The sequence below is a fragment of the Dokdonella sp. GW821-FHT11D02 genome (genome assembly GCF_058808595.1).
The window spans coordinates 696,257-721,549 of the sequence record NZ_CM179520.1 but is presented as its reverse complement, the minus strand read 5'-3'; the positions used below and the strand labels follow the sequence as shown (position 1 = coordinate 721,549).

Here is a 25,293-nt window from a genome sequence, read left to right as displayed (position 1 = left end):
GCATTCCCTTCGAGGAGGCGCTCAGCCTCGACCGGCTTTCGGGGATACGCGCTTACGTGCTACGGCGGCGCACGCTCGGCAGTACTCGCCTTCAAGCGTCCATCGAAGCGGAACTAGGACGCTGCGCAACCGCGCGGCCCGCGTATCGCATCTCTCCGACTCCGTTTCCATCCCACATAAAATTAATCACTTAATTAAAATTAATGACACCAAACGAATAAGCATTCCTGATACAACAGAAAGAAATCCGATCCAAAATCCAATTATACCGAGTAATTCGCAGCCTATAAAGTTTGGTAAATACAAAAGAAATCCAATTGCAATACCGACAAATGCAACCTTAAAAGATAGCACGCGATACTGCAATAACGCCATGACCCCCATCTCCCACAACAAACTACTTAACGCACTCCATTCCTTCGATAAAGCCAACCATACCTACACCATACTTATCGGACGACGCACAACCATTTCAGTTACTTATATTTGTCGCCAGGAATTGCTACTCGAAACTGCTCAATACCGCCCCCAGAACGCACAGAAAGAACGTAGCCATCGCGCAAAATTTCTGCATTCAAAGGTTCGTGCATCTTCACGTCAACAGGAAGGCTTCTTCTTAGTGCAATAAGGCTACACCATGAAGGCACACAGCCGTAGACGTAAATGTCCACGAGGGCCCGCCCCGAGCCGGCGCTACGGTATAGAACCATCACGTTCTCATTCACCGCTTGAATGGCAAAGCCACCCTTAAGTCGATTTTTCTTCCCCAACGCCTCAAGAGCCGCTCGTCCTCCGTCAATTTCAAACGGAAGTGGCACATGCCGATCATCGGCATAGGAGCTCATAGAGATTATAAGAATAATTAAAATCAATACGTTACGCATAAAGCACCGCAGTCAACTTTGTAATCATAATACGGGCCATAACGGAGCCAGAGAAACTTTTCCGGCAACTATCGGCGATGATCGCCATGGCCGTATCGGGGTCAGAGTACCTTTTTCTTTATCCTGGGTCGAAGCCAAAAAAGCACCAGGCGGCATGGAGGCGCCTGGTGCGATTGTGATGCGCTAGCGTGGCAACCCGCTTTGCCGTTCGGCGCGTTGTAGCCGCCGCCGCAGAAGTTCTTCGCACAGCGCGGCGATCTTGCGCGCCTGCGTGCCGTAGAACTCGACCGAGCCGTAGCCGGTTTCGATGCGGACCTGGCGCTTCATCGCTGGCACGTGTCGCGAGAGCGCGTAGCGCAGGTCTTGGATTTGCAGAGTGAGTTCATCGTGCATGGCCTTTCTCCGTTCGCCCGCGGCCCGGAAGGGATCGCTGTGGGCGTCCCCTTCCAGCGCCGCGCGCAGGCGGGTCAAGGCCGCGCGTAGCGCGCCCGAAGGGCTTGGCCTTGAAGCGCCGAGCACGGCGCTAGGCTGCGACGACCGCAGCGAGCCCCTATATCGATCGTGCCTAGCGCTTCTCTAAAGAAAGTTACTCTGACTACGCTTATTTGATCTATTTAGAATATGTCCAGACATTATTCTTTATTCTTACCATTATTTTATTTCTTCAGTTGCTTAGCGCCAAGATAAAAAAATAATAATGACATAACTAGGAATATAGTAAACTGTAAACTCATATTAAATATTAAAAAAATAATGAAACACGCAAACGAAGTAACTCCGACCAAAAAATAGTCAAAAGCTCTTTGTTTTTCTCTCATAAATATAAATAACTATCTATCTATCGAATATTTCGACGGCCAAGACACTAAAGATTGTCGTACCCGCAAGAGTCGCCCCCGCATGAGATTGCACATCCAAGACTGGATGCCACGCCCCATGATGAAGCGGCAGCCCCACCCCAAAGTGACGCGGTCGCGACAGTGCCGGTGGTGACTGTACCGCCGACAACTCCAATTCCTCCCGTAAGAGGAGTTGTCCACCATGGATTAAATTTACCAATGCATTTTTCAATGCAGCTAGCATAAGACGTCTGTGGTGGCGGAACACACATCCACATTGGCCAGCTATCGGAATACGCAAGGGGCGGCCCTATCCGCTGTGGAGAATATCCCGGCGCACAGGTAGGGGGTGGTATTGGCGCGCCAGGATTAGGCACGCACTGGAAGGTTCCACTTCCATTTCCGTGAGGATCAATCATTACGGGGACTTTGTCCGAGGGGCACCCATATATCAGCCCCAAAGGATCAAAATATCTCGTTGGATTGGATTTTACGTATGTGAATGTACTATACCCAGCTGTTAGCCCAATGGGATCACTTTCAATATATCTTCCCGTTGCAGACTCATAATCTCGAAAATAGTTGTAAGATAATCCAGTTTCGGCGTCGTAATACTGCCCTGGGAATCTCAAACTCATCGCATACACCGCCCCACCTCCAGGACTCTGAATCGGCACATCCGCCCCAAACGCATTGCCGAAGAAGCTCCAAGCCCACTTCGCTGCATTGGTTGCCGGATCGAACACTTGCCGCGGCGTGCCGAGATGATCGGTTTCCAAGTACACCATCGCTCCGTCCTTGATGACGGCGATCGGCACGTTCTCGATATAGACGTACTCGGCCAACGGGGAACCGACGGAGTATTCCCCGAGCAATTGGCCGCCCTCGTCATACACATAGAGCGTCGGGGCCTCACCAAGCCCACTGTAGGTGAGCGACTTGATCGCACGCTCGCCGCGACCGTTGTACTTGTAGCTCGCAACCATCGTCCCCTTCGTTGCCCCACTGAGGCGATTGCGCGCGTCGTACGTCATGTTCAGATTGGATGCGATGCCGGTCTGCGTGTTGCCATTCGCATCGTAGGTGCGCGCGACGCCGCCGACGCTGGCGAGACGGTGCGAGGTCGCGCCGTAGCCATAGCTGACGGCGGGATTGCTGCCGAGCTGGGCACTGAGGCGGTCGCCGGTCTTGTTGTAGGTGTAGGCCTCGATCGTGCCGGTCGCCGGCGGGCTCGGTGCGACCGTCTTCAGCCGATACAAGGGATCGTAGGTGTACAGGGTCGGGCTCGATGAGCCGGGCGGCTTCGCGCTGACGATGTTGCCCATCACGTCGACGCCGAAGTCCAGCGCCAGGCCGTTCGCGTTCGAGCTCTGCACGGCGTCGATCGCGTAGTTCTGGTCGTAGCTCTTGGTTAGGGTGCGGCCGTTACCGAAAGTCAGCACATTCAACGGACCGAACGGGTAGTAGCTCGCGTTGCTGACGATGGTTGTCGCCGTGGCGGTTGCGTTCGCCTTCCAGGTCACGCCGGTTATGCGGCCGAGCGCGTCACGCGTGTAGGCCACGATGGCGCCGCCGGGATACGTGATCGAGGCGAGCCGGTCGGACGTCGTGTAGGTATAGCTCGTCGTAAATACGGTTCCGCTGGTGAACTGTTTGCGCGTGATGTTGCCGCGGCGGTCGTAGCAATAGGTCGTGCTGCCCGAGGCGTCCGTCATTTTGGTCAGGCGGCCGAGCGGATAGGAGGTCGCGCAGCCGGTGGTCGCGTTGGCCTGATCGTAGGCGTAGCCGACGTTGAGGCTGGTGGTCGGATAGGCGATGGCGGTGAGGCGGTTGAGTGCGTCGTAGGTGTAGCTGCTGGTGACGCCGCGTGCGTCGGTCTGGCTCTTGCGGTTGCCGGCGAGGTCGTAGGTGTAGCTGCTGTCGCCGGTGTCGGGGCTGTGCAGGCCGGTCAGGTTGTTGAGGCCGTCGTAGTCGTAGACGGTGTTGAGGTTGTCCGGGTCAGTGACTTGGCGCAGGTTGTCGCGCGAGTCGTAGGCGTAGCCGGTGCTGGTATTGGCGGTGGCAGTGTCGACGCCGCCGTAGTTCTGCAGCGTCTCGACCAGGCGGTTGAGGCCGTCGTAGCGCTGCTTGGTGGTGTACCCGAGACCGTCCTGACTCAGCACGCGGTTGCCGTTGCCGTCGTAGCCGTCGGCGACGCCGGTGTCGCTGAGGCCTTGCGACTGCTCGACCGCGGCGCCGGCGGCGTTGCTGAGGCGGATCAGCTGGCTGAGCTGGTTGTACGTGCGGCCGAGGCTGCGCTTGATCGCGCCGGACGGGTCTTTGACCTGCTCGACGCGGCGGTTGCCGGCGGCGTCCAAGCACTGCGCATTGCCGACGCCGCCGGGGCAGTAGTCGATCGTGTTGTTCTGGTTGTCGGCGATCTTGGTCAGCCGGTGCGCGTCGTCGTAGGTGTAGGCGAGGAAGGCGCCGTCGGGCTGAGTCACCTTCCTGACGTTGCCGACCGCGTCGTAGTCGATGTGGGTGGTCGCATCGCCCACGCCGGGCGAGCCGCTCGCGTTCACGCGCACGATGCGGTCGGTCAGCCAGCCGCGCACGTGGTAGACGAAGTCGGTGACGGTGCTGTTCGCATCCTGCGTGCGCGTGACGCGGCCGTTCTTGTCGTAGGTGACGTAGGTGGTGACTTGGCCGAGCGCGTTGGTCACCTTCCACAGATCGCCCTTGCGATGCGGGCAGGCGCCGTTGCTGGCGCAGGTGGTGTCGTCGGTCTGGTAATAGGTGTAGGTGGTGAGGTCGTCTTGGCCGGCGCTCATACCGGTGTCGCTGGCCGGGCGCGGGCCGTTGACCGAGCGCACCAGACCGAGCAGCGGGCAGGTGCCGGCGGTGAGGTCGGCTTGTTCGCAGTACGTCGTGACGGTGCGGCGGACCTTGGCGCCGGCCGGCGGGGCGGCGGTGGCGCTGCAGGTGTAGTTCATCGCGGCTGCGTCGACGGGGTCGTGCTCGCAGCGGGCGGTTTGTTGGCCGCGGGTGTTGTAGGTCCAGGTCGTCTTGGCTTCGAGGATGTTGCTGACGTTCTTGATCGTGCGCGAGAGAGGCACGCGGAAGTTCGAATGCCACTGGGTTTCGATCGTGCGCTTGGGCGATCCGGCGCCCGCCGTGCTCGACGCTTCGACCCGATTGATCTCCAAATTTCGAGCGAGGTCGTATTGATAGCTCGTCGTATTGCCGTTGAAGTCCAGCCTACTCGTGACGTTGCTGTTCGCGTCGTAGCCGAGCGTTTGCGAAACAGTGCCGCCACCCGGCAACGACTGAACCGCCGTAGTGTTGCGCTGCGTGCTCCAAAGGGTTTCGAAACCGTAGGTGCGGGCCAGGCCGAGCGGACCGATGACGGTGATGCTGCTTCCACCGGCGTTGCTCAGTTGATAGCGATTGGCATTGCCCGCGTGAAGCGTGTCCGCCGCGTAGCCGTTCACGCTGTAGCGAAACGTGGCGTAGCGAGCGCCGTTCTCGTCGCTGATGCCGGTGAGCAGACCGTGCGTTCCCGATGGGCTGTTCGCGGGCTCGTCGTAGTGATAAGTGCGAAACGACGAATCCGGATACGTCACCTTCGTCAACAGCGCCAAGGTAGAGCCGGCAGTATTTGGGAACGCCGCGCTGGGGCCGTTGTAGTCGTACGTCGTAACCTGACCGGCCGGATCGACCAGACGGGTCATTCGCCCTTCCGTGTCGTAGTTGAAGTTGAGCTGGCGCCCGTGCGCATCGGTCACGCACCACGGCGCATAGGTTCCGTTGATCACGAAATCGGGAGGGGTGGTCGCGCAGTTGGGCGCCCCGCCGGGGTAGATCTCTCCGGCGCCGCCTCGATAAGTCAACCGAACCAATTGCCCGTTGCGACGCAGGATCGATATGAGCCGGCCACCGCGATCGTAAGTTTCGATATCTTCGTTGAAGGCTCGATAGTAGTTCCAGCCGTTGGGCTTGCCATTTCCATCGACGATCGGCGTGATGCGGTCGGCGACATCGGGGTCGGGCTGCACTGTTCCACCGACGATGTCGAACTTGAACACAGAGCCGTCGCCGCGATACGCGTACAGGCGATCCAAGGTCGTATTGCTGACCAGTCGCAAGTGAAAATTGCTGAAGGTTCCACCAGCGAAGCCGGTCACGCCGCTGACGACGCGACTGGAGCGGTAAGTGCGAACAAACGTCAGATCCGGAGTTCCCGCGTAGTCCGTCGTCGATTCAATCTTCTTACCGGAGCCTATGAAAATTGGGTTTCCGGTGGTGGGAGTGGAGCACGCATCCGGCGGGTGATTGGGGTTTTCGCAGGAGTCCTTATCCTGTTCCAGAGGGCATTCCTGGCCCATCCCATAAAACGCGAGGGCCGGATCGCCACACTTAATGTACGTTGCCGTCCCAATTCCTGATTCGGCCCAACACCCTGGTGGATTCAAGTGAACCATGTAAGCATTTAAGAATGGAATCTTGCAGGGAGGATCCTTCGGCGTGCTGAAGAATCCGGTGCAAAGGCCCTCTGATTGTTCGTTGGTAACCCATTCGTCTGCAAAAAAATTGCACACAGCCGGATAACCGACACTGGCTACCATCGCGGCGTTGTAATCATTTCCGTACAAAACCATCGGGCTAATAGGATCTTCCGTCGGCTTATAAAAGCCACCACCGCCGTACCAATGCGTTGTGTACCAGGTCAAATTGGCGGTATCGGTTGCCTGAGCATCGAGCCATTGGCACGAGAGCAACAAAATGAGGACGCGGATAGCTCTAGAGAACATAAGATCCCCGAAGAATAATTAGCTCTAACGCTGCATCAAAAACCTATACGGTGAAAACTTCACTGTCGCGACGGAACGATTGCAGTCTTTTCATTGCGCCTTTGGCGCTACTCTCACCCCTCATACACCTGGCCAGATTCTTTCGGCTCACGGGCAATGCCTACGTATCGTATCGACCTGGAGGCTATGTTTTTTTTCGCGAGTGTACGTCGAGTCATCGCCGTGTTGGTCATAGGCGAATAGCGCGTCATCCCGTATAAAAATAGGGGTTTTCGCCGCCTCCAACGGCGACGGAGAGCGTCAGCGGTGATCAGCATGCACGCAGCCTTGCGCGGCCCGCTGCCGAGTCGCGCGCGGCATTCAGATGCCCGCCCGCACCGGCACTTCTTCCCGCCGCTCCACTTCCTCCAGCAACCACTCAAGAAACACACGCGCCGAGGCGTGCCGCTCGCGTCCCGGCAAGCACAAAGCACGATAGTAGCCGCCAGCAACACAGAGATCTTCGCGATACGGCCGCAACAAACCGGCCTGCACGCTCCCCGTAACCATCACCGAACTCGCCAACACCAGCCCCTCCCCCGCAATCGCCGCCTGCAAGGCGTAATGCTCCTCCTTGTACTCCAGCAACGAAGCGCGGCTTAGCCAATCAACCCCAGCCAACTCGCACCACTGCCGCCAACCGTCCTCGTACAGCGTCGAGTCCTGCCACGCCACCGAGATCAAGGTCGGCGCGCGCTTCGATGCCGTCGCGACGAGGGCGGGCGAGCCGTACACGCCGAAGCTCTCCTGCAATGTCCACGGCGCGACCAAGCCGGGCGTCGGGCCCGAGCCGTAGCGGATCGCGAGGTCGATGCCGCGTTCGACTTGCAGATCGACGACTTCGGGGCGTCCTTCGACGCGCACCTGGATGTCGGGATGCGCCGCGCGAAAGCGATGCAGCCGCGGCACCAGCCACAGCGCCGCGAACGAGTACGTCGTCGTGACGGTGAGCGTGCCGGTGGCCGGCGTCGAGCGGATCGCGGCGAGCGTGTCGGCGATGTCGAGCAAGGCATTGCTTAGTCGCTCGTGCAGCTGGCGGCCCTGCGCGGTCAGCTCGACTCGGCGCGGCAGGCGTTGGAACAGGCGCACGCCGAGTTCGTGTTCGAGCCGGCGCACTTGATGCGAGACGGCGGTCGGTGTCACGTGCAGTTCGGCCGCGGCGAGTTTGAAGCTGCGCTGGCGCGCGGCGGACTCGAACGTACGCAAAGCGGTCAGCGGAAGGCGTTCGAACATGCGCTAGCTCCTGGATGAATCTATTTCATCTTGGCGAAATTCTGCTCGTTTGCCAATGCGGCCGATCGGCCTCGAAGATCGCTTCATTCCAGCATCGGAGAACGATCGTGGCATCCGCAGACACCTATCACGACAACAAACGGAATTTGCTCATCCTGGTCGGCAGCCCGCGCCGCGACGGCAACAGTGCGGCACTGGCCGAGGCGGTGCGGCGCGGTGCCGAGGCGGTTGGCACCCATGCCGAATTGCGCTTTCTCGACGACTGCATCGCGCATCTGCTGCACGACACGCGCAACCCGCACGCGAAAGCGCCGGAGGACGGTTACGCAGAACTGTTCCTTGACCGCTTCCTGCCGGCCGACGGCGTGGTGTTCTGCACGCCGGTGTATTGGTACGGCATGTCGGCGCAGACCAAGGCGTTTCTGGATCGCTCGTTCGAGTACTACGTGGCGAGCCATCCGCGTCACGACGAGGTGCTGGCCGGGATGCAGCACAAGCGGCTCGGTCTGTGCGTGGCGTCGGAGGAGAGTTATCCCGGCGTCGCCTTCGGCATCGTGCATCAGCTGCAGGAGTTCGCGCGCTACACGCACTCGTCTTTCGTCGGTGTCGTGCACGGCGTCGGCAATCGCCGCGGCGAAGTCGTGCACGATCCGCGCAATCCGATCGCAGCGGCCGAAGCGCTGGGGCGCGAATTCTTCGAGCGCGCGTACTCGGACTATCGCGCGGACACGCCGCGCAGTACCGCGGTGTGGGCGGCGGCCGAGTAGCGCTTATCGCTGACCCATGCGAGCACCGTTGTGTCCGGCCGCGAACGGTACGGACTCGTTCCGAGCCTCGCGCGAACGCGCAGCGGCGCAGGAAGGTCGGGAATGATCCCCGCCGTCTCTTCGATTCACCGCCCGCGCAGAACCCGCCTCAACGCTTGCCGTACTTCTCGCCGAGGCGCTTGCCGAGCGCCTTGGTCAACACGCGCGCTTCGCTCTTGCGGCGCAGTTGCGCTTCGAGCGTATCGGCGGCGGCGGCGAGTTCGTCACGCAGCTTCAGATAGTTCTGCCAGCGCGCCGGATCGAGGCGGCCGTCGGCGAGTGCGGCTTGCACGGCGCAGCCGGGTTCGCTCATGTGGGTGCAGTCGCCGAAACGGCAGCTTTGCGCGAGTTCGTCGATGTCGGCGAACTGGCCTTCGTCGAGTTCCTCGTCGCCGGTCAGCTTCAGTTCGCGCATGCCGGGCGTGTCGATCAAACAGCCGCCGCTCGGCAGTGGCAGCAAGGCGCGATGGGTGGTGGTGTGACGGCCGCGGCTGTCGTGCTCGCGCACCTCACCGGTGGCCTGGCGCGTCTCGCCGAGCAGGGTGTTGGTCAGGGTCGATTTGCCGGCGCCAGAGGAGCCGACCAGCACCGCGGTGCTGCCGGGGCCGAGCCAGCGTAGCAGCGGCGCGACGGCCTCGGGCGACTTGGCGTTGAGCGCGAACATCTCGACCGCGAGCGGCAAGCGCTGGCGCAACTCGGCTAGGGCCGCTTCGGCATCGGCGCTCTGGTCGGCCTTGGTCAACACCACCACCGGCTCGGCGCCGCTCCCCTGGATCAGGAGCAGATAGCGTTCGATGCGCGCCGGATTGAAGTCGCCGTCGAGGCCGCTGAGCACGAACACCGCATCGACATTGGTCGCGATGATCTGCTGCTTGTGGCTTTCGCCGGCGGCGCCGCGCTTGAGTTCGGTGCGCCGCGGCAGGATGCGTTCAATCACCGGCGGCGAGGCCGGCGTGACGACGACGAAATCGCCGACCGCCGGCCGCGCGGTCGCGTCCAGATCGCGCTTGAGGAACTTCGCCGCCGGCTGCGCGTTGAACACCGCTTCGCCGTCGTGCAGCTGGTAGCCGGCGCGATGCTGCGCCACGACGCGGGCCGGGAAATGCGGCGGGTAGATCGGTTCGGCGGACGGCAGCGCGCGCCAGCCGATGTGGATGAGGCGGTGCTCGTCTTCGCTCGGGGTCTGCATCGGCGCGATTCTAGCCGCGATCGGGCCGCCGCCTGTCGGCGTGATGACGATTCGTCCTGTGCGCGGGCGGATTGATGCAGCGCCGCAGCGGCGCTGCTAGGATCGCCGGTCAAGATCATTCACTACGTCAAACGCGGGACTTTCGATGAAGCAGACGGTGGCGGTCAGCGCCCGCCTGGACCAGGTGCGCTACGACATCCGCGGGCCCTTGAGCCGACGCGCGCACGAGCTCGAAGCCGAAGGCCGGCAGATCCTGCGCCTGAACATCGGCAACCCGGGCCTGTTCGGTTTTCGCGTGCCGCAGCACTTGCGCGATGCGATCGCCGAGAAGCTGCCGCAGAGCGAGGCGTACTGCCATCAGCAGGGTTTGCTTGAAGCGCGTGAGGCGATCGCTTCGCAGCATCGCCGCAACGGCGCCGCCGCGGCGGCCGAACGCGTCTTCCTCGGCAACGGCGTCAGCGAGTTGATCGGTCTCAGCTTGTCCGCCCTGCTCGATCCCGGCGATGAAGTGTTGGTGCCGGCGCCGGACTATCCGTTGTGGACCGCGGCCACGCGCTTGAACGGCGGCGTGCCGGTGCACTACCACTGCCCGCCCGAGCGTGAGCATCAGCCCGATCCGGACGAGATCGCCGCGCTGGTCACGCCGCGCACCAAGGCGCTGGTGGTGATCAATCCGAACAATCCGACTGGCGCTGTGTATCCGCGCGCGGTGCTGCAGGCGCTGGTCGAGATCGCAGCGCGCCACGGCTTGGTGCTCTTGTGCGACGAGATCTACGACAGCGTGCTCTACGACGGCGCCAAGTTCGATCCGCTCGCGCCGCTCGCCGGCGAGGTGCCGTGCATCAGCTACGGCGGCTTGTCGAAGGTGCATTTGGCGTGCGGCTATCGCGTCGGCTGGCTTTCGCTGACCGGCGCGGAACGACGCATCAAACCGCTGCTGCACGCGCTCGACCTGCTCGCTTCCTTGCGCTTATGCAGCAACGTGACCGCGCAGTGGGCGATCAAGCCCGCGCTGGAAGGTCCGAACGAAATCGGCAAGCTGACCCAGCCCGGCGGCCGCCTGTACGAGGCGCGTGCGGCGATCCTGCGCGGCGTCGCGCGCAGCGAGTTCTTGAAGATGGTCACGCCGCACGCGGCGCTGTACGCGTTCCCCGGTGTCGATGCCGAGCGCATGCCGGGCTTCGACGACGAAGCCTTCGCACTGAGCCTGCTCGAACGCGAGAACATCATCTTGGTGCCGGGCTCGAGCTTCAATATCCAGGCGCGCAATCACTTCCGCGTGACGATGCTGCCGGAACCGGCCGTGCTCGAGCAGGCGTTCGCGGCGATCGAACGCGAGTTGGTGCGTGCGGCCGAGAAGGCCGGCAGCAAACGCCGCGTGGCTTGATCTCCGCGACCGTGCCTGCTTCGCGGATCGTCCTCGACGAGCCGTAGCACGACCCGACGCGACCGCCGATGGAATGGAGCGACATCCGTATCTTCCTCGCGGTCGCCCGCAGCGGTTCGCTCGGCGGCGCGGCGCGCGCCTTGCAGCTGAGCCACCCGACCATCGGGCGCCGATTGCGCGCGCTCGAAGCCGCGGTCGGCCAGACCTTGTTTCAGCGCCACAACGAAGGTCTTCTGTTGACCGACGCGGGCGCCTCCGTGCTGCAGCAGGCCGAAGCGATGGAAGCGGGCGCACTCTCGCTGCAGCGACGGCTCGCCGGCGACGACGACAGCCTCGACGGCGTGCTGCGCATCGCCTCACCCGACTGGTTTGCAAGCTCGGTGCTGGCTCCGGTCTTGCGCGAACTCGGCCGCCGCCATCCGCGCCTCGTGCCGGAACTGAGCGCGGACGCGCGCCCGTTCGACTTGAGCCGGCGCGAAGCGGACATCGCGTTCCGCGTGGTGCCGTTCGTCGGCGCCGACATCGTGCAGCGCCGCCTGCTGCGCATCCGCTACGCCGTGTACGCGGGCGAGGGAGCTGCCACTCCTATGACCAGCGACGGCAGCGATTGCCGTCTCGTGCTGATGGACACCACGCATTACGACTATCCCGACACGATCTGGCTGCAGGATCGACTGCCGCAGGCGCAGGTCGCCCTGCGCAGCAACAGCCGCGACCTGCAGGCGCGGCTGTGCGCGCTCGGTCTCGGCATCGCCGTGCTGCCGTGCGCGCTCGGCGATCGGACGCCGGGGCTGCGTCGGATCGAGCTGGATGCAGCGCCGCCGGAGCGCGATTTGTGGATGGGCTATCACCGCGATCTGCGGCGCATGGATCGCCTGCGCGCGCTGGCCGATCTCGCCGTCGCGATGCTCGGCGACGCGGAGCCGCACGCGCCCGAACAGAATTGAACGGGCGCGGGTTCAAATCCGTCAGTGTTCGCGCTGCGCGCCGCGACCGATGCTTGCGTCCCCTCCTCGCAAGCCTCTCGCCATGTGTCCGACCCGATCCTCACACCGACCTCTCATCGCGTCCTTGCTCGCCCTGACGAGCGGCCTTTGCGCCGCGGCCGACGCGGCACCAGCGCACGCCGGATCCACGCCGACATCCGCGCCCTGCGACTACTACACGATGAAGCTCGGCGCATTCACCGTCGTCGCGCTGTGCGACGGGCTGTTCGATCTGCCGGCCGCCCGCTTGCTGATCGGTCACCCCGACTCGAATGCAGATGCGTCACTCGAGCGCACCCAGTTGCCCGAGACGATCGCGACGCCGGTCAACGCGTACCTGATCGACACCGGCACGCGCCGCATCCTGGTCGACGCCGGCGCCGGTGAGCTGCAGGGACCCGAACTCGGCCGGCTTCCGCAGCGTCTGCACGCGGCCGGCTACGCCAGCGAGGCGATCGACACGATCTTGCTCACCCATCTGCATCCCGATCACGTCGGCGGCATTGCGCGCGCCGGCCGCGCCGCGTTCGTTAACGCGGTCGTGTACGTCGACGAAACGGAAGCGGCGTTCTGGCTCGATCGACGCAATGCCGGCAAAGTCGACGCCAGCGTGCAGGCCGCTTTCGACGGCGCGCGCGCCGCGCTCGAACCTTATCGCGCGTCCGGCCGGCTGCGGACCTTCCACGCCGGCGACACCTTCGCACCCGGCATCCGCGCGCTGGCGACGGCCGGACACACGCCCGGACACAGCGCGTTTCGCGTCGACAGCGAGGGGCGGAGCTTGCTCTTGATCGGTGATCTGCTGCACGTCGCCGGCGTGCAGTTCGCCGATCCTGCGGTGACGATCCGCTACGACAGCGCTCCTGCGCGGGCGCGCGCTGCGCGTGAGCAGGTCTTTGCCGCGGCGGCAGACGAGCGCTTGCTGATCGCGGCGGCGCACGTCGCGTTTCCCGGCCTCGGTCGGCTCGAACGCGCGAATGGCGGCTACGCGTGGCTGCCCGTCGAGACCACGCCTTAGCGAACGCGGATGCCGCTAGGCCGCCTTGCGCTCGAGAATCGCCCCGAGCGCTTCGAGCACACGATCGACATTCTCCGGCCGGCTGCCCGCGCCCATCAGACCGATGCGCCAGATCTTGCCGGCGAGTTCGCCCAAGCCGGCGCCGATTTCGATGCCGTAGTCGGCGAGCAGGCGGCGGCGCACCAGGGCCTCGTCAACGCCGTCGGGCACGCTGACCGCATTCAGCTGCGGCAGGCGCGCGGGTTCTTCGACGAACAGTTCCAGATCGAGCGCGGCGAGACCGTCGCGCAGGCGCAGATGGTTGGCGCGATGGCGTGCCCAGGCCGCTTCGAGGCCTTCTTCCTGCAGCATCACCAGCGCCTCGTGCAAGGCGTACAGCATGTTGATCGGCGCGGTGTGGTGGTAGGCGCGCGCGCCGGCGCCCTGCCAATAGTTGATGACCAGGCCGAGGTCGAGGAACCAGCTCTGCACCGGCGTCTTGCGCGCCTTCAGCGCGGCGACGGCGGCGTCGCTGAAGGACAGCGGCGCGAGCCCGGGCGGCGCGGCCAGGCATTTCTGCGAACCCGAATAGATCGCATCGGCGCCCCAGGCGTCGACTTCGACCGCGATGCCGCCGAGGCCTGTGACCGAGTCGACGATGCTGAGCGCGCCGTGTTCACGCGCGAGACGGCACAACGCGGCCGCGTCGGAGACCGCGCCGGTCGAGGTTTCGGCGTGCACGAAGGCGAGCGCCTTCGCACCCGGATTCGCCTTCAACGCGGCCTCGGCCTTGCCGAGGTCGATCGGCCGGCCGAACGCATCGTCGACCATCACTGCGGTCGCGCCGAGGCGTACGACGTTCTCGCGCATGCGGCCGCCGAACACGCCGTTGCGGCAGACGACGACGGTGTCGCCCGGCTCGATCAGATTGACGAAGGCCGCTTCCATGCCGGCCGAGCCGGGCGCGGAAATCGGCAGGGTCAGCGCATGCTCGGTGCGGAAGGCGTAGCGCAGGAGTTCCTTCAGCTCATCCATCATGCCGATGAAGGCCGGGTCGAGATGGCCGATCGTCGGCCGCGCCAGCGCGTCGAGGATGCGCTGCGGCACCGGCGAGGGACCGGGGCCGAGCAGCAAGCGGGAGGGCGGGCGGAAGCTCTGGATCGACGGCATCGAACGGACTCCTGATCGGGCAGGTCGGAAGGCGCTTGAACGCGGATCATCGCACGTCGCCGCAGCGCAGCATCGATAGTCCCCGCATCACAGCGCGCTTTTCTCGGAACGTCGACTTTTCTTAACGCCAGCCAAACAACTTCGCAAAAATCCTTTGCTAAGGTCCGCCCTTCGCGCGCTCGCCGGTACGGCTGGCGACTCCAATCAAAGCCGTAACGGGGAGCCTGCCTCATGCCAATCCAGCGGATGAAGTCTTTGTTTTTGCTCGCTGTTTTGGCTACCCCCTGCAGTTTCGCCATTGCCAGTCCGATGGTCGACGTCGACCTCAGCAACTGGGAAATGAACCCTCTCGCTGCGCTGACCACGGCCGCCCCGCTCACTGAGCTGGCGCCGGCCTCCACCCTCGCTCCCGCGGCGCTCGCACCGAAGATCGAGGCGGTCGAAGCGAAGACGCCCAAGAGCGGCGGCCTGCGCCACCTGCTCGCCGATTTCGCCATGACCCTGCGCGACATCCGCTACCGCCGCGGCGGCAGCGAGCCGTCGACCGGCTTCGATTGCAGCGGCTTCGTGCGTTACGTCTACAAGCACGCGCTCGGCAAAGAACTGCCGCAGAACTCGGCCAGCCAATACCTGACCGGCACCCAGATCGGCCGCGACGAAATGAAGACCGGCGACCTGGTGTTCTTCCGCGTCAAAGGCAAGCGCATCTCGCACGTCGGCATCTACCTCGGCGAGGGCCGCTTCATCCACGCGCCGTCGACCGGCAAGCGCATCAGCGTGAGCGAATTGAACGAAGGCTACTGGGCCAAGCGCTTCGTCGGCGCCAAGCGCCCGAACGTGCTGTCCTGAGCCAAGCTCCGTTGTAGTCATTCGGTGAGGCGCACGTCTCACCCTTCCCCCTCTTGTCCTGACCCGCTGCGGCCGATACCGGCGCCGCCGCTCGCGTTCGCTTTTTTTCCGATTTCGGCCCAGGCCTCGCCGAAGTTCGTGCACGCCCTCTAATTGCGAATGAGAATCAATGTCGAATATGATCGGCGGACGGTGTCTTGCCACCGCGGTCGCTCGTCGACGCGCCGTCTCCTTGGGGAATTCTCATGCTGGCTTCCACTCGCCTGGCGCTCGACGCGCCGCAAAACGCTCTTACCCGTGCCATCGGCTTTGCCCTGGCCCTCAGCGGCAGCTGCGCGATGGCGCAGGATGCGCCGCCGGAATCGAACACCGAGCCGCCGGCCGAGAAATCGCGCGCGACCCAGCTCGAGAAAGTCGATGTGCACGGTCAGACGATGGAACCGGCGTCGGCCAAGTTCACCGCACCCCTGCTCGATACCGCGCAGTCGGTGACTGTGCTGCCGCATTCGCTGCTGCTGGACACGGCCGCGAACTCGTTGCAGGACGCCTTGCGCAACGTACCCGGCATCACCTTCGGCGCCGGCGAAGGCGGCAATCCGGTCGGCGACCGACCGTCGATCCGCGGCTTCAATTCGACCGCGAACGTCTACCTAGACGGCATGCGCGACGTCGGCGTGCAGACGCGCGACATCTTCAACACCGAACAAGTCGAGGTGATCAAAGGCCCCGACTCGTCGATGGCCGGGCGCAGCAACGGCGGGGGCAGCATCAATCTGGTCTCCAAGACGGCAAGAGCGGAATCGTTCGTCGATTTTTCGACGACGTATGGCACGGCCGAGCAATATCGCGTGGCCGCGGATGCGAACCTGAAACTCGGCGACGGCGTCGCCGCACGCTTCAACCTCATGAACATGGGCGGCGGCGTGCCGGGCCGTAATGCGATACGTGCAGAGAAAACCGGCTTCGCGCCGACCATCACGTTCGGCCTCGGCTCACCGAGCCGGCTGATCCTCAGCTACTACCACCTCGAAGACCACGGCACGCCGGATTTCGGCGTACCGATCGACTTGAACACCGGCACTCCGATCACCGAAACGCATGCGGTCGACCCGAAGAATTTCTACGGCCTGCTCGCGCGCGATTTCCGCGAGAATCGCACCGACAGCGTGTCGGCGCGTTTCGAGCGCGACTTCGACAACGGCTACACCTGGCGCACGCAGTTGCGCAGCAACCGCAACGTCAACAACTACGTCGTCACCAATCCCGACGATGCCGCCGGCAATGCCCTCAACGGCTCGGTCTATCGGCTGCCGCTCGCGCGCTGGGCGAAGGACCAGACCTACATCGGCCAAACCGACGTGTTCGGCCGGTGGGACACGGGCTCCGTGCAGCACGACGTGAACGTCGGTGCCGAGGTCGCGCAAGAGCACCTCCAGCAGGCCGGCGACGGCAACTGGAACGGCTTGCTGATCACGCAGCCCGACGGCGGCGGCCCGTTCGACAACGAGAACTGCTACCTGCCGGGCGATCCGCAATACGTGTCCCGCCGCGAACAGCACATCTGCACCGATCTGTATCGCCCCAACCCGCGCGATCCGTGGACCGGCAGCGTCACGCTCAATCCGGCCAAGACCTACTACACGACGCGCAGCGCCGCCTTGTACGCATTCGATACCCTGACCTTCAGCCCGCGCTGGAAGGCCAACTTCGGCCTGCGTTGGGACGACTACAAGATCAAGGCACGCGCACCGGGCGATCCGAGCAAGAACATCTCCGACGACCACACCCTGTTCAACTACCAGGCCAGCTTGATCTTCAAGCCGGCCGACAGCGGCTCGATCTACCTGATGACCAGCACCTCGGCCGTGCCGGCCAGCCTCGTCTCCAGCGACGTCGACGGCGTCAGCGGCAGCCGCTCCGGCTTGAATCCGGAAAAGACCCGCAGCATCGAATTGGGTACGAAATGGGAGCTGTTCTCGCGCCGGCTCCTGCTCAGCGGCAGCGTGTTCAGCGAGACGCATGAGAACGCCTCGGTGGAAATTGCGCCCGACGTGCTCGCACAAGTGGGCAAGACACGCGTACGCGGTGTCGAGCTGAGCGCGAACGGCTCGATTACCGAAGCCTGGAACCTGATCGCCGGCTATTCCTATCTCGACGGCAAGCTGGTCAAGGGTAACGACTACGACGCCGGCGTCGGCCGCCAGTTGGTCGATACGCCGCGCAATACCTTCAGCCTGTGGTCGACTTATCAGATTCGTCCCGACCTGGTGGTCGGCGGCGGCGCCTACTACCGCGACGAGCAGGTGGGCTACTACGGCACGCCGACGCGCCATATCCCCGACTACTGGCGCTTCGATGCGATGGGCAAATGGCAGGTGTTGCCGAACTTCGGCCTGCGCTTGAACCTGCAAAACCTGTTCGCCAAGCGCTACTACGACAAGGTCTACTACCACTACGCCGTGCCGGCGGCCGAGCGCACCTGGATGCTGACCGCCGACTTCCGCTACTGACTCGTCGCGCGTCATCGCCCTCGCGCCGCATTGCGCGCCATGAATCACGTCCTCGACGAAACGCCCTCGCCGCTCGAGGTCGACGAGACCGCGTGCGCACGGCACGCGCAGATCGTGCAGCAGCTGCGCGAGGATCCGGCCGCCGCTGCGCTGCGCTTGCGTGCGCTCGCGCTGGCCGATGACGCCGCCGCGCAGCTCTTGTACGGACAACTGCTGATCAACGGCGTCGGCTGCGCCGCGGATCCGCACGAAGCGCTGCATTGGTTTTCGATCGCGGCCGAAGCCGGTCTGGCATCGGCGATGAACATGATCGGCCGCTGCCACGAGAACGGCCTCGGCACGCCGGTCGACCACGCGCTCGCCGCCGTCTGGTATCGGCACGCGGCGCAACGCGATTGCGCCTGGGCGATCTACAACCACGCGCATCAGCTCGCGCACGGCCGCGGCGTCGCGCGCGACCGCGCCGCCGCCTTCGCCTGGTTTCAGCGCGCGGCTGCGCTCGGTCACGCACGTGCGCTGCACTTCCTGGGTCAATACCACGAATACGGCTGGGAGACGCCGGTCGATCGCGCGGCCGCGTTCGACTGCTACCGGCGCTCGGCCGAAGGCGGCGACTTTCGCGGCCAGGCCAGCCATGCCTCGGTGCTGGTCGAACAAGGCCGCATCGACGAGGCGCTGCCTTGGCTGCGGCGCTCCATCGCGACAGCGACGCCCGCCTACCTCGATCATCTCGAACCGATGTTGGCGCGATCACCGCATGCGCCGCTGCGCGAGCTTGCGCGAGGCATTGCCGCGGCTCGGTGAGACGTGTGCTGCCGGGCGCGGCGGACGGCGCGCCGAAAGCGCATAAGCTCATGGCCGCTTGGCCGGCCGGACGTCCATTCCGCCACGCATCGCCAACGCCTAGAATCGGCCGATGAAACCACGCAACGCCGTCCTCTTCGCCGTACTGCTCGGCCTCGCCGCCTGCACGACGCCCGCACCGAAATCCAGCGCGACCTTGCACGGCGATCCGGCGCATCCGGCCGCCGCCACAGGCTGGGTGCGCACCGAGCTCTATTTCGGCACCGGCCCGGCCGACGACGCGAGCGCCGGCACCAGCGAAGCACAGTGGCGCGAGTTTCTCGATCGCGAAGTCTCCACGCGCTTTCCCGATGGCCTCAGCGTCTACGACATCTACGGCCAGTGGCGCGACCGCGGTGCGACGCAACCCGAGCGCCTGCGTTCGAAGGTGATCCTGCTGCTGTATCCGGACACGCCGCAGCATCGCGCCGACGTCGAGGCGATTCGCGCGGCGTGGAAGCGTGCGAGCGGTGATCAGTCGGTGTTGCGTGTGACGCAGCCTGCCGACGTGTCGTTCTGAGTGCGATCGTCCATGATCGCTGCAACCTTGCTAATTGCTACTTCGCCGGCAAAGGCGATGACTGCGGCGCGTCTACCAGCGGCCATCCATGGCCGCACTTTTGATGTACTCATGCGATCGCCCTTGATTGCTGCAACCTTGCGAGTCATTCCCTTGGTGGCCGGGCAATGACTGCGGAAGGTCTACCCATGGCCATCCATGGCCGCACTTCTGATGTACTCATGCGATCGTCCTTGATCGCTGCAACCTTGCGAGTCATTTCCTGGGTGCCTAGGGAATGACTGCGGAAGGTCTACCCGCGGCCATCCGTGGCCGCACTTTTGATGTATCTATGCGATCGTCCGTGATCGCTGCAATCTTGCGAGTCACTGCTTTGCCAGCAAGGACGTTGCCTGCGGATCGTCTACCCGCAGCTATCCATGGCTGCACTTCTCATAAAAGCTACCAGACAGGCGAGCACGCATGACTTCGACCACGGCGACGCGCAAGTTCAACTCCGGCGACGTCAACGGCTTCCTCGGCCTGGTGGTCGACAATCTGTCGATCCTCGCCTTCATCGCCGGCGCCTTGATCGGGGTGTTCAAGTTCCCGGCCGAGATCGTGTTCCAGCGCATGTTTCCCGGCACCGCGCTCGGCGTCCTGGTCGGCAATGCGATCTACACCTGGATGGCGCGGCGGCTGGCGCGGCGCGAAGGACGTACCGACGTCACCGCGATGCCGCTCGGCCTGGATGCGCCGACCAGCATCGGCATCGCCCTGCTCGTGCTCGGTCCGGCCTTCGTCGCGTACAAGCAGGCCGGGCTCGACGAGCACGCTGCCGCGATCGCGACTTGGCAGCTCGGCATGGCTGCGCTGGTCGTGATGGGCGTGTTGAAATTCGTGCTGTCGTTCTTCGGCGCCGCGGTGCAGCGGCACGTGCCGCGCGCCGGCTTGCTCGGTTCGATCGCCGGTATCGCGCTGGTGCTGATGGGCTTTCTGCCGCTGGTGGAAATCCTGCGCGTGCCGGTGGTCGGCTTCGCCGGTCTCGGCATCGTGCTGTACGCACTGGTCGCACGCGGGCGCCTGCCGTTCGGCTTGCCCGGCGTGCTCGTCGCGGTGCTGGTCGGCGCCCTGCTCTACTTCGGTCTCGGTCCGACCGGCGCGCTCGGCTCGGGCTACCAGCCGCCGCACGCGTGGCAATGGCGCTTCGCGCTGCCGTGGCCGAACCTCGGCTTCCTCGACGGCCTGCCATTGACGATGCCCTACCTGCCGCTGCTGTTACCGTTCGGTCTCTTGATGGTGGTCGGCGGCATCAACGTGAACGAGAGCGCGCGCGCCGCCGGCGACGACTACCCGACGCGCGACATCCTCCTGACCGAAGCGTTCTCCACCCTCGTCGCCGGTGTCTGCGGCGGCGTCGCGCAGACCACGCCCTACATCGGCCAGCCGGCCTACAAGGCGATGGGCGCGCGCAGCGCGTACGCGCTGGCGACCGGACTGTTCATCGGCCTCGGCGGCATCTTCGGCTACGTCTCCAACCTGGTCGAACTGCTGCCGCTGGCGATCCTCGCGCCGATCCTGGTGTTCGTCGCGATCAACATCACCACGCAGGCGTTCGAGGCGACGCCGCAACGCTACGCCGCCGCGGTCGTGTTCGGCTTCTTTCCACCGATCGCGCGGCTGCTCGCGATCAAGCTCGGCGATCCGAACGTGGTCGCGCCGGACCGCTTCGGCACGTTGATGACGCAGAGCGGCCACGGTCTTCCCGAACTCGCGGTGCTGGTCACGCTCGGCAACGGCTTCATCATCACCTCGATGATCTGGGCCAGCTTCGTCGTCGCGCTGATCGACGCGCGCCTGCGCCACGCCGCGCTGATCCTCCTGCTCGGCGCCGTGCTGACCGCGTTCGGCATCATCCATTCGGTCGAGCCGAGCGGCGGCATCTATCTTCCATGGACGCTCGCGGGCAGCGCGCGCGAAGTCGCTTGGCAGTTCACGGCGGCCTATGCGGTGTTGGCGGTGCTGATCGGTGCGCTGTCTTTGCGGCGCAGCGATGCACCGCTCGGCGGTCGATGAATGCGCGCGAACTTCCTGTAGTCGGAAGAGACGAATCGCCGCGTCAGTGCCGCGATGTCGCTATGCGCGCTTGTGCCCGATGAAGCGGTAGTACGGCACGCGCCCCAGCGGCAGATACGGCACCGGCGCGCGCGCTTCGACCAGCTCGTGTTGCGGCAGAGAACGCCGCAACGTCGACAGGTGTTCGGCATCGAGCCGCACGCCGTCGTGGCGGAACCAAGCCGGCCAGAACGTGCGCGTCAACGCCGAATGGCGCGCGCCGTCGGCGAATTCGGCGCGCTTGGGTGCGACGTAGAAATCGACCACACCGAGCACGCCGCCGGGTTTGAGCATCGCGATGGCATTGGCGATCGCGCCGCGCCAATCCGGAATCATCGTCAATGCGTAAGACAGGAAGACACAGTCGACCGGTTGCGCCGGCCGATAGCTGGTCGCGTCGGCTTCGACCGCGTGCAGTTGCGGGATTCGGCGCGCGCGCTCGCGCGCTTGCGCCAGCAACGGCCGACACAGGTCGACGATCTCGAAGCGTTCGATGCGTGCGAGACGATCGCCGAAGAATTCCGCATTGCGGCCGGTGCCGCCGCCGAGCTCGACCACGTGCGCGCGATCGGGCAAGGGCAGCGTCGCGATCAGCTCGGCGCGGCCGGCGAGCAGGCGTTCGCGGAAACGGTCGTAGTGCTGCGACTGCGGTCCGTAGAACGCGCCGAGCGCGTCGGCGTGTGACGCGGCGCGCGGCATGCCGCGCACCAGGCGCGCGAGCACCGCAGCGTCGTTGCGCAGCGCCTCAAGCCGGGACATCGGCGATCACGAATCCGGCGTAGGTGTGCACGCGATCCTGCGGTTGCAGCGCGTCGGCAACGTGATCCATGAAGCGGAACGCTTCGCGCAGCGGCTGGTTCTCGGGGCCGATGCGGATCGCATCCAGATAGGCCGGACGCGCCTGCGCGCTGCGCAACAGAATGCGTGCGCCGGGCGCCGCGCGCTGGCGGATCGCTTCCCACTCCTCGACCAGCGCCTGCGGATGGTAGGAACTCATCCAGTCCATGTGGTCGAGCAGCACGAAGCGCGAGATCGGTTCATCGTGCGCGAGCAGGAACTCGGTCACCGTGGTCGTGTGCGGCACGATGCGGTCGACCAAGCCGTTCTTCAGGCGCTCGAAGTTCGCCTGCTTGAGGTATTCGGGGCAGCAGTCGCGGCGGTAGCGGCCGGTCATGTAGACGTGCCAGAAGTAGTTGTCGGCCAACGGCAGCTGGCGGAACACGTACTGCACGGCGTGGCGGATGAAGCCGGACACGCCGCCGTCGTGCTGCGCTTCGACCAGCTTGCGTTGCGGATACGGCACGCCGAGCAGGCTCATCACGAACTGGCGCGAGATGACCCAGTTGACCGGCTTGCTCCACAGCTGCGGCGCGATGCGAGCGTCGTAGATCGCTTGTTGCTCGGCGACATTGCGCGCGCCGAGCAAGTCGGACATCGCCACTCGCAAGCGCGGCCGCGTCGCGAAATAGGCGCGCACGCCGCGCGCGACCAGGCCGGACAAGCCGTGAAAATAGAAACTGCCGCGCCGGCTGGTGAACCAGTTGCTGTGCTTGTCCCACCACTCCTGCGCGAACGGCGACAGCTCCGCGCGCAACTCGCGGCGGTACAGCTCGGCGAACTGCGCGTGGAAGCCTTCGCCGAAGATCGCGAAGTAGTCGTCGAAGCCGAGTTTGCGGATGCCGGCGATCTTCAGTTCGAGCAGTGCGTTCTGGCGCGGATTGGCGTCGACCGCGTGGATCACGCGCGGGCCTTGCAGCGCGTAGTCGAGCGCGTTGCAGCCGGCGCTGGTGATCACCAGCACGCTGTCTTCTTCGCTCAGCGCGAGCGCCTTGCGATCGACCGCCGGATCTTCCCAGCAGGTGTTGTAGACGAGGCTGCGCGAATAGATCGCGTCGAAAATCTTCTGGTCGAGTTTGTCGCGCAGGTTCGGTGTCGACATCGGGCTGGCTTCGCTGGAGTCGCGGGATGGGTCGGAGCGGTCGGCGCGTCCAAGCTCGATCGGGACTCGCATCCGCAGGTTCGGCGAACACCTCGCCGAACCTCGAGCGAACCGCTCCGTGGCTCGCACCGGCAGACCGCTTCGAGGTCTAAGGGTCGACGCTAACCGCTCCAGGTGACGCGCGTATTGCATGGCGCGAGGATGTGTCCGCGACATGCCATGTCACGACCTTGCAACGCCGCGGCAACGCAACGGCGATCGGCCGATCCTAGGCTTACGCCGGTTTCCTGCGGAGACGCATGATGACGCGAGCCCAATTTCGCAGCGTTTTCATCTCGGATGTCCATCTCGGCCTGGCCGATTGCCAAGCCGGTTATCTGCTCGATTTCCTGCGTTCCACGCAGTGCGAACGACTCTATCTCGTCGGCGACATCGTCGATCTCGAGAACATGGAGAAGCGTCCGTACTGGCGTGACGAACACGGCGCGGTGTTGGCCGAGATCTTCGCGATCGCCGCGCGCGGCACCAAGGTGACCTACATCCCGGGCAATCACGACGCCGCGTTGCGCCGCTTCGCCGGCCAGCGTCTGGGCGGCATCGAGATCGCCTTGAACGCGGTGCACGTCGCCGCCGACGGCCGCCGCTATCGCGTCAGCCACGGCGACGAATTCGACAGCGGACACGCCGCGCCGGCCTGGCTGCTCAAGCTCGGCGACGCGCTGCAGGGCTTCATCTGTTCGGTCAGCCGGCGCTTCAACGCGCTGCGCCGGCGCTTCGGTCTCGCCTATCTGCCGCTGTCGATCCACATCAAGCAGGCGATCGGGCGTGCGCGGCGCTTCATCGAGGACTTCGAAACGCGCGTCGCCGAGCAGGCGCGCCGCGACGGCTTCGACGGCCACATCTGCGGGCACATCCACTACGGCCGCATCCTCGATCGCGACGGCGTGCTCTACATCAACGACGGCGACTGGGTCGAACATTGCACCGCCCTGGTCGAACATCACGACGGCGCGCTCGAGCTCTTGCACTGGACCGAACGGCAGCGTTCGATCGCGCTGGCACGGGCCGAGCTGTCCTTGCCGGAAGCGTTGCCGGCGGCGGCTTAAAGTTCTGGCCTCAGCCGCTATTCCCGCCGCGAGCGGGAATCGAGCGGCGCTTGCAAGGGATGTCCGCGTTCGCAGGCGTTACGCCGAGTAGGTGGCTCAGGCCCTTGGTTTGAGCAAACCCGTCGAGGACAGCGCAGCGCGCGTGCGCGGCGTATCATGCGCGTTTTCCCAAGGTTCGGATTCCGCCATGTCGCTCAGCTCCGCCACGCGCGCGCGCATCGAAGCGCTGCTCGCCAGCCACCGCGTCGTCCTGTTCATGAAAGGCTCGCGCCATGCGCCGCAATGCGGCTTCTCCGCCGCCGCGACGGATCGGCTGAACGCGCTGCTCGACGACTACGCCACCGTCGACGTCCTGGCCGACGAGGAGATCCGCGCCGGCATCAAGGAATTCGGCCAGTGGCCGACGATTCCGCAGCTGTACGTCGACGGCGAGCTGGTCGGCGGCGCCGACATCATCCAGTCGATGTTCGACTCGGGAGAACTGCACCGCGTGCTCGGCGTGCCCGCGCCGGACCGCACGCCGCCGACCCTGACCATCTCCGACACCGCGGTCGAGCGCGTCCGCGCCGCGCTCGCCGATGCCGGCGATGCGAAGCTGTTCCTGGTCGTCGACGGCCGCTTCAATCCGCAGTTCCAACTGCGCGAGGCCGGCGACAACGACATCGTCGTCGAAGCCAACGGCCTGGAGGTCCGCTTCGACGTTGCCAGCGCGCAGCGCGCGCGCGGCGCCACCATCGACTGGACCAGCACGCCGCACGGCGAAGGCCTGGCGATCTTCCTGCCGCAGGCGCCGCAGGCCTTGAAGCCGCTCAGCGTGCAGGCGCTGAAGCAGCGGCTCGAGGCCGGCGACATCCGCTTGATCGACGTGCGTCCCGATCACGAGCGCGCCTTCGCCGCGATCGCCAGCGCCGACGTGCTGACGCCCGATACGCATGCGCGCCTGACTGCGCTGCCGAAAGACACCGCGCTCGCCTTCATCTGCCACCACGGCGTCTCCAGCCGCAATGCGGCCGAGCATTTTCGCGAGCACGGCTTCACCAATCTGTGGAACGTCGAAGGCGGCATCGACGCGTGGGCGCGCGAAGTCGATCCGACGGTGGCGCGCTACTGAG

The 25,293-nt window shown here is 64.6% G+C and carries 19 protein-coding genes; 11 read left to right on the top strand and 8 right to left on the bottom strand.

The window, feature by feature from the left end:
* Positions 1-476: 476 nt before the first annotated feature.
* The 4 genes from AC3QL3_RS02935 to AC3QL3_RS02920 all read right to left on the bottom strand — a co-directional run bounded on the left by AC3QL3_RS02935 (position 477) and on the right by AC3QL3_RS02920 (position 7,785).
* Positions 477-845, bottom strand: coding sequence for a hypothetical protein (locus AC3QL3_RS02935; RefSeq protein WP_492896794.1), 369 nt, complete (start codon positions 843-845; stop codon positions 477-479).
* A gap of 222 nt (positions 846-1,067) precedes the next feature.
* The gene (locus AC3QL3_RS02930; protein WP_492896793.1) at positions 1,068-1,355 is read right to left on the bottom strand and encodes a hypothetical protein; all 288 of its coding nucleotides are present in this window, start codon (positions 1,353-1,355) and stop codon (positions 1,068-1,070) included.
* 394 nt (positions 1,356-1,749) lie between these two features.
* The gene (locus tag AC3QL3_RS02925; protein WP_492896792.1) at positions 1,750-6,513 is read right to left on the bottom strand and encodes an RHS repeat-associated core domain-containing protein; all 4,764 of its coding nucleotides are present in this window, start codon (positions 6,511-6,513) and stop codon (positions 1,750-1,752) included.
* Positions 6,514-6,873: 360 nt separating this feature from the next.
* Positions 6,874-7,785 carry a LysR substrate-binding domain-containing protein gene (locus tag AC3QL3_RS02920; RefSeq protein WP_492896790.1) on the bottom strand — a complete coding sequence of 304 codons (912 nt, stop codon included), beginning with the start codon at positions 7,783-7,785 and terminating at the stop codon, positions 6,874-6,876.
* Positions 7,786-7,892: 107 nt separating this feature from the next.
* Between AC3QL3_RS02920 and AC3QL3_RS02915 the strand changes: the two genes are divergently transcribed.
* Positions 7,893-8,552, top strand: coding sequence for a flavodoxin family protein (locus tag AC3QL3_RS02915; RefSeq protein ID WP_492896789.1), 660 nt, complete (start codon positions 7,893-7,895; stop codon positions 8,550-8,552).
* A gap of 148 nt (positions 8,553-8,700) precedes the next feature.
* Here the strand turns inward: AC3QL3_RS02915 and rsgA are convergent, their stop codons facing one another.
* The gene (gene rsgA, locus AC3QL3_RS02910; RefSeq protein WP_492896788.1) at positions 8,701-9,780 is read right to left on the bottom strand and encodes a ribosome small subunit-dependent GTPase A; all 1,080 of its coding nucleotides are present in this window, start codon (positions 9,778-9,780) and stop codon (positions 8,701-8,703) included.
* Positions 9,781-9,925: 145 nt separating this feature from the next.
* Here rsgA and AC3QL3_RS02905 point away from each other — a divergent pair, with 145 nt between their 5' ends.
* The 3 genes from AC3QL3_RS02905 to AC3QL3_RS02895 all read left to right on the top strand — a co-directional run bounded on the left by AC3QL3_RS02905 (position 9,926) and on the right by AC3QL3_RS02895 (position 13,171).
* Positions 9,926-11,167, top strand: a complete 1,242-nt coding sequence (locus AC3QL3_RS02905; RefSeq protein WP_492896787.1) for an aminotransferase class I/II-fold pyridoxal phosphate-dependent enzyme — start codon at positions 9,926-9,928, stop codon at positions 11,165-11,167.
* Between the two features lie 68 nt (positions 11,168-11,235).
* The gene (locus AC3QL3_RS02900) at positions 11,236-12,114 is read left to right on the top strand and encodes a LysR family transcriptional regulator (RefSeq protein ID WP_492896785.1); all 879 of its coding nucleotides are present in this window, start codon (positions 11,236-11,238) and stop codon (positions 12,112-12,114) included.
* A gap of 220 nt (positions 12,115-12,334) precedes the next feature.
* On the top strand, positions 12,335-13,171 hold the full coding sequence (locus AC3QL3_RS02895) for an MBL fold metallo-hydrolase (protein WP_492896784.1): 837 nt from the start codon (positions 12,335-12,337) through the stop codon (positions 13,169-13,171).
* A gap of 15 nt (positions 13,172-13,186) precedes the next feature.
* On the opposite strand, the gene AC3QL3_RS02890 is transcribed toward AC3QL3_RS02895, so the two are convergent.
* Positions 13,187-14,320, bottom strand: a complete 1,134-nt coding sequence (locus tag AC3QL3_RS02890; RefSeq protein WP_492896782.1) for a pyridoxal-phosphate-dependent aminotransferase family protein — start codon at positions 14,318-14,320, stop codon at positions 13,187-13,189.
* Between the two features lie 339 nt (positions 14,321-14,659).
* On the opposite strand from AC3QL3_RS02890, the gene AC3QL3_RS02885 reads away from it, so the two are divergent.
* From AC3QL3_RS02885 to AC3QL3_RS02865, 5 genes are all read left to right on the top strand, one after another.
* Positions 14,660-15,169, top strand: coding sequence for a C40 family peptidase (locus AC3QL3_RS02885; protein WP_492896780.1), 510 nt, complete (start codon positions 14,660-14,662; stop codon positions 15,167-15,169).
* 245 nt (positions 15,170-15,414) lie between these two features.
* A complete protein-coding gene (locus AC3QL3_RS02880; protein WP_492896779.1) occupies positions 15,415-17,679 on the top strand; it encodes a TonB-dependent receptor in 2,265 nt (754 codons plus the stop codon).
* 39 nt (positions 17,680-17,718) lie between these two features.
* Positions 17,719-18,483 (top strand): tetratricopeptide repeat protein, encoded by a 765-nt coding sequence (locus tag AC3QL3_RS02875; RefSeq protein ID WP_492896777.1) that lies wholly within the window; start codon positions 17,719-17,721, stop codon positions 18,481-18,483.
* Between the two features lie 112 nt (positions 18,484-18,595).
* A complete protein-coding gene (locus AC3QL3_RS02870; protein WP_492896775.1) occupies positions 18,596-19,042 on the top strand; it encodes a DUF3574 domain-containing protein in 447 nt (148 codons plus the stop codon).
* A 462-nt stretch (positions 19,043-19,504) separates the two neighbouring features.
* On the top strand, positions 19,505-21,097 hold the full coding sequence (locus AC3QL3_RS02865; RefSeq protein ID WP_492896774.1) for a hypothetical protein: 1,593 nt from the start codon (positions 19,505-19,507) through the stop codon (positions 21,095-21,097).
* Positions 21,098-21,157: 60 nt separating this feature from the next.
* Here the strand turns inward: AC3QL3_RS02865 and AC3QL3_RS02860 are convergent, their stop codons facing one another.
* Together AC3QL3_RS02860 and AC3QL3_RS02855 are read right to left on the bottom strand one after the other, a co-directional pair.
* A complete protein-coding gene (locus tag AC3QL3_RS02860; protein ID WP_492896772.1) occupies positions 21,158-21,895 on the bottom strand; it encodes a class I SAM-dependent methyltransferase in 738 nt (245 codons plus the stop codon).
* Positions 21,882-23,075, bottom strand: a complete 1,194-nt coding sequence (locus tag AC3QL3_RS02855; RefSeq protein ID WP_492896771.1) for a BtaA family protein — start codon at positions 23,073-23,075, stop codon at positions 21,882-21,884. The genes AC3QL3_RS02860 and AC3QL3_RS02855 overlap by 14 nt, the downstream gene beginning before the upstream one ends.
* Positions 23,076-23,377: 302 nt before the next feature.
* On the opposite strand from AC3QL3_RS02855, the gene AC3QL3_RS02850 reads away from it, so the two are divergent.
* Both AC3QL3_RS02850 and grxD read left to right on the top strand, forming a co-directional pair.
* Entirely contained in the window at positions 23,378-24,181 is an 804-nt protein-coding gene (locus AC3QL3_RS02850; RefSeq protein WP_492896770.1) for a UDP-2,3-diacylglucosamine diphosphatase, read from the top strand.
* A 187-nt stretch (positions 24,182-24,368) separates the two neighbouring features.
* Entirely contained in the window at positions 24,369-25,292 is a 924-nt protein-coding gene (gene grxD, locus AC3QL3_RS02845; protein ID WP_492898838.1) for a Grx4 family monothiol glutaredoxin, read from the top strand.
* Position 25,293: the final 1 nt, after the last annotated feature.

Coding starts and splice junctions, on each gene's coding strand:
- AC3QL3_RS02900 (WP_492896785.1), top strand. CDS start 11,236: ATGGAATGGAGCGACATCCGTATCTTCCTCGCGGTCGCCCGCAGCGGT.
- AC3QL3_RS02895 (WP_492896784.1), top strand. CDS start 12,335: ATGAAGCTCGGCGCATTCACCGTCGTCGCGCTGTGCGACGGGCTGTTC.
- AC3QL3_RS02925 (WP_492896792.1), bottom strand. CDS start 6,513: ATGTTCTCTAGAGCTATCCGCGTCCTCATTTTGTTGCTCTCGTGCCAA.
- rsgA (WP_492896788.1), bottom strand. CDS start 9,780: ATGCAGACCCCGAGCGAAGACGAGCACCGCCTCATCCACATCGGCTGG.
- AC3QL3_RS02885 (WP_492896780.1), top strand. CDS start 14,660: ATGAACCCTCTCGCTGCGCTGACCACGGCCGCCCCGCTCACTGAGCTG.
- AC3QL3_RS02865 (WP_492896774.1), top strand. CDS start 19,505: ATGACTTCGACCACGGCGACGCGCAAGTTCAACTCCGGCGACGTCAAC.
- AC3QL3_RS02920 (WP_492896790.1), bottom strand. CDS start 7,785: ATGTTCGAACGCCTTCCGCTGACCGCTTTGCGTACGTTCGAGTCCGCC.
- AC3QL3_RS02855 (WP_492896771.1), bottom strand. CDS start 23,075: ATGTCGACACCGAACCTGCGCGACAAACTCGACCAGAAGATTTTCGAC.
- AC3QL3_RS02880 (WP_492896779.1), top strand. CDS start 15,415: ATGCTGGCTTCCACTCGCCTGGCGCTCGACGCGCCGCAAAACGCTCTT.
- AC3QL3_RS02850 (WP_492896770.1), top strand. CDS start 23,378: ATGACGCGAGCCCAATTTCGCAGCGTTTTCATCTCGGATGTCCATCTC.
- AC3QL3_RS02935 (WP_492896794.1), bottom strand. CDS start 845: ATGAGCTCCTATGCCGATGATCGGCATGTGCCACTTCCGTTTGAAATT.
- AC3QL3_RS02875 (WP_492896777.1), top strand. CDS start 17,719: ATGAATCACGTCCTCGACGAAACGCCCTCGCCGCTCGAGGTCGACGAG.
- AC3QL3_RS02890 (WP_492896782.1), bottom strand. CDS start 14,320: ATGCCGTCGATCCAGAGCTTCCGCCCGCCCTCCCGCTTGCTGCTCGGC.
- AC3QL3_RS02905 (WP_492896787.1), top strand. CDS start 9,926: ATGAAGCAGACGGTGGCGGTCAGCGCCCGCCTGGACCAGGTGCGCTAC.
- grxD (WP_492898838.1), top strand. CDS start 24,369: ATGTCGCTCAGCTCCGCCACGCGCGCGCGCATCGAAGCGCTGCTCGCC.
- AC3QL3_RS02860 (WP_492896772.1), bottom strand. CDS start 21,895: ATGTCCCGGCTTGAGGCGCTGCGCAACGACGCTGCGGTGCTCGCGCGC.
- AC3QL3_RS02870 (WP_492896775.1), top strand. CDS start 18,596: ATGAAACCACGCAACGCCGTCCTCTTCGCCGTACTGCTCGGCCTCGCC.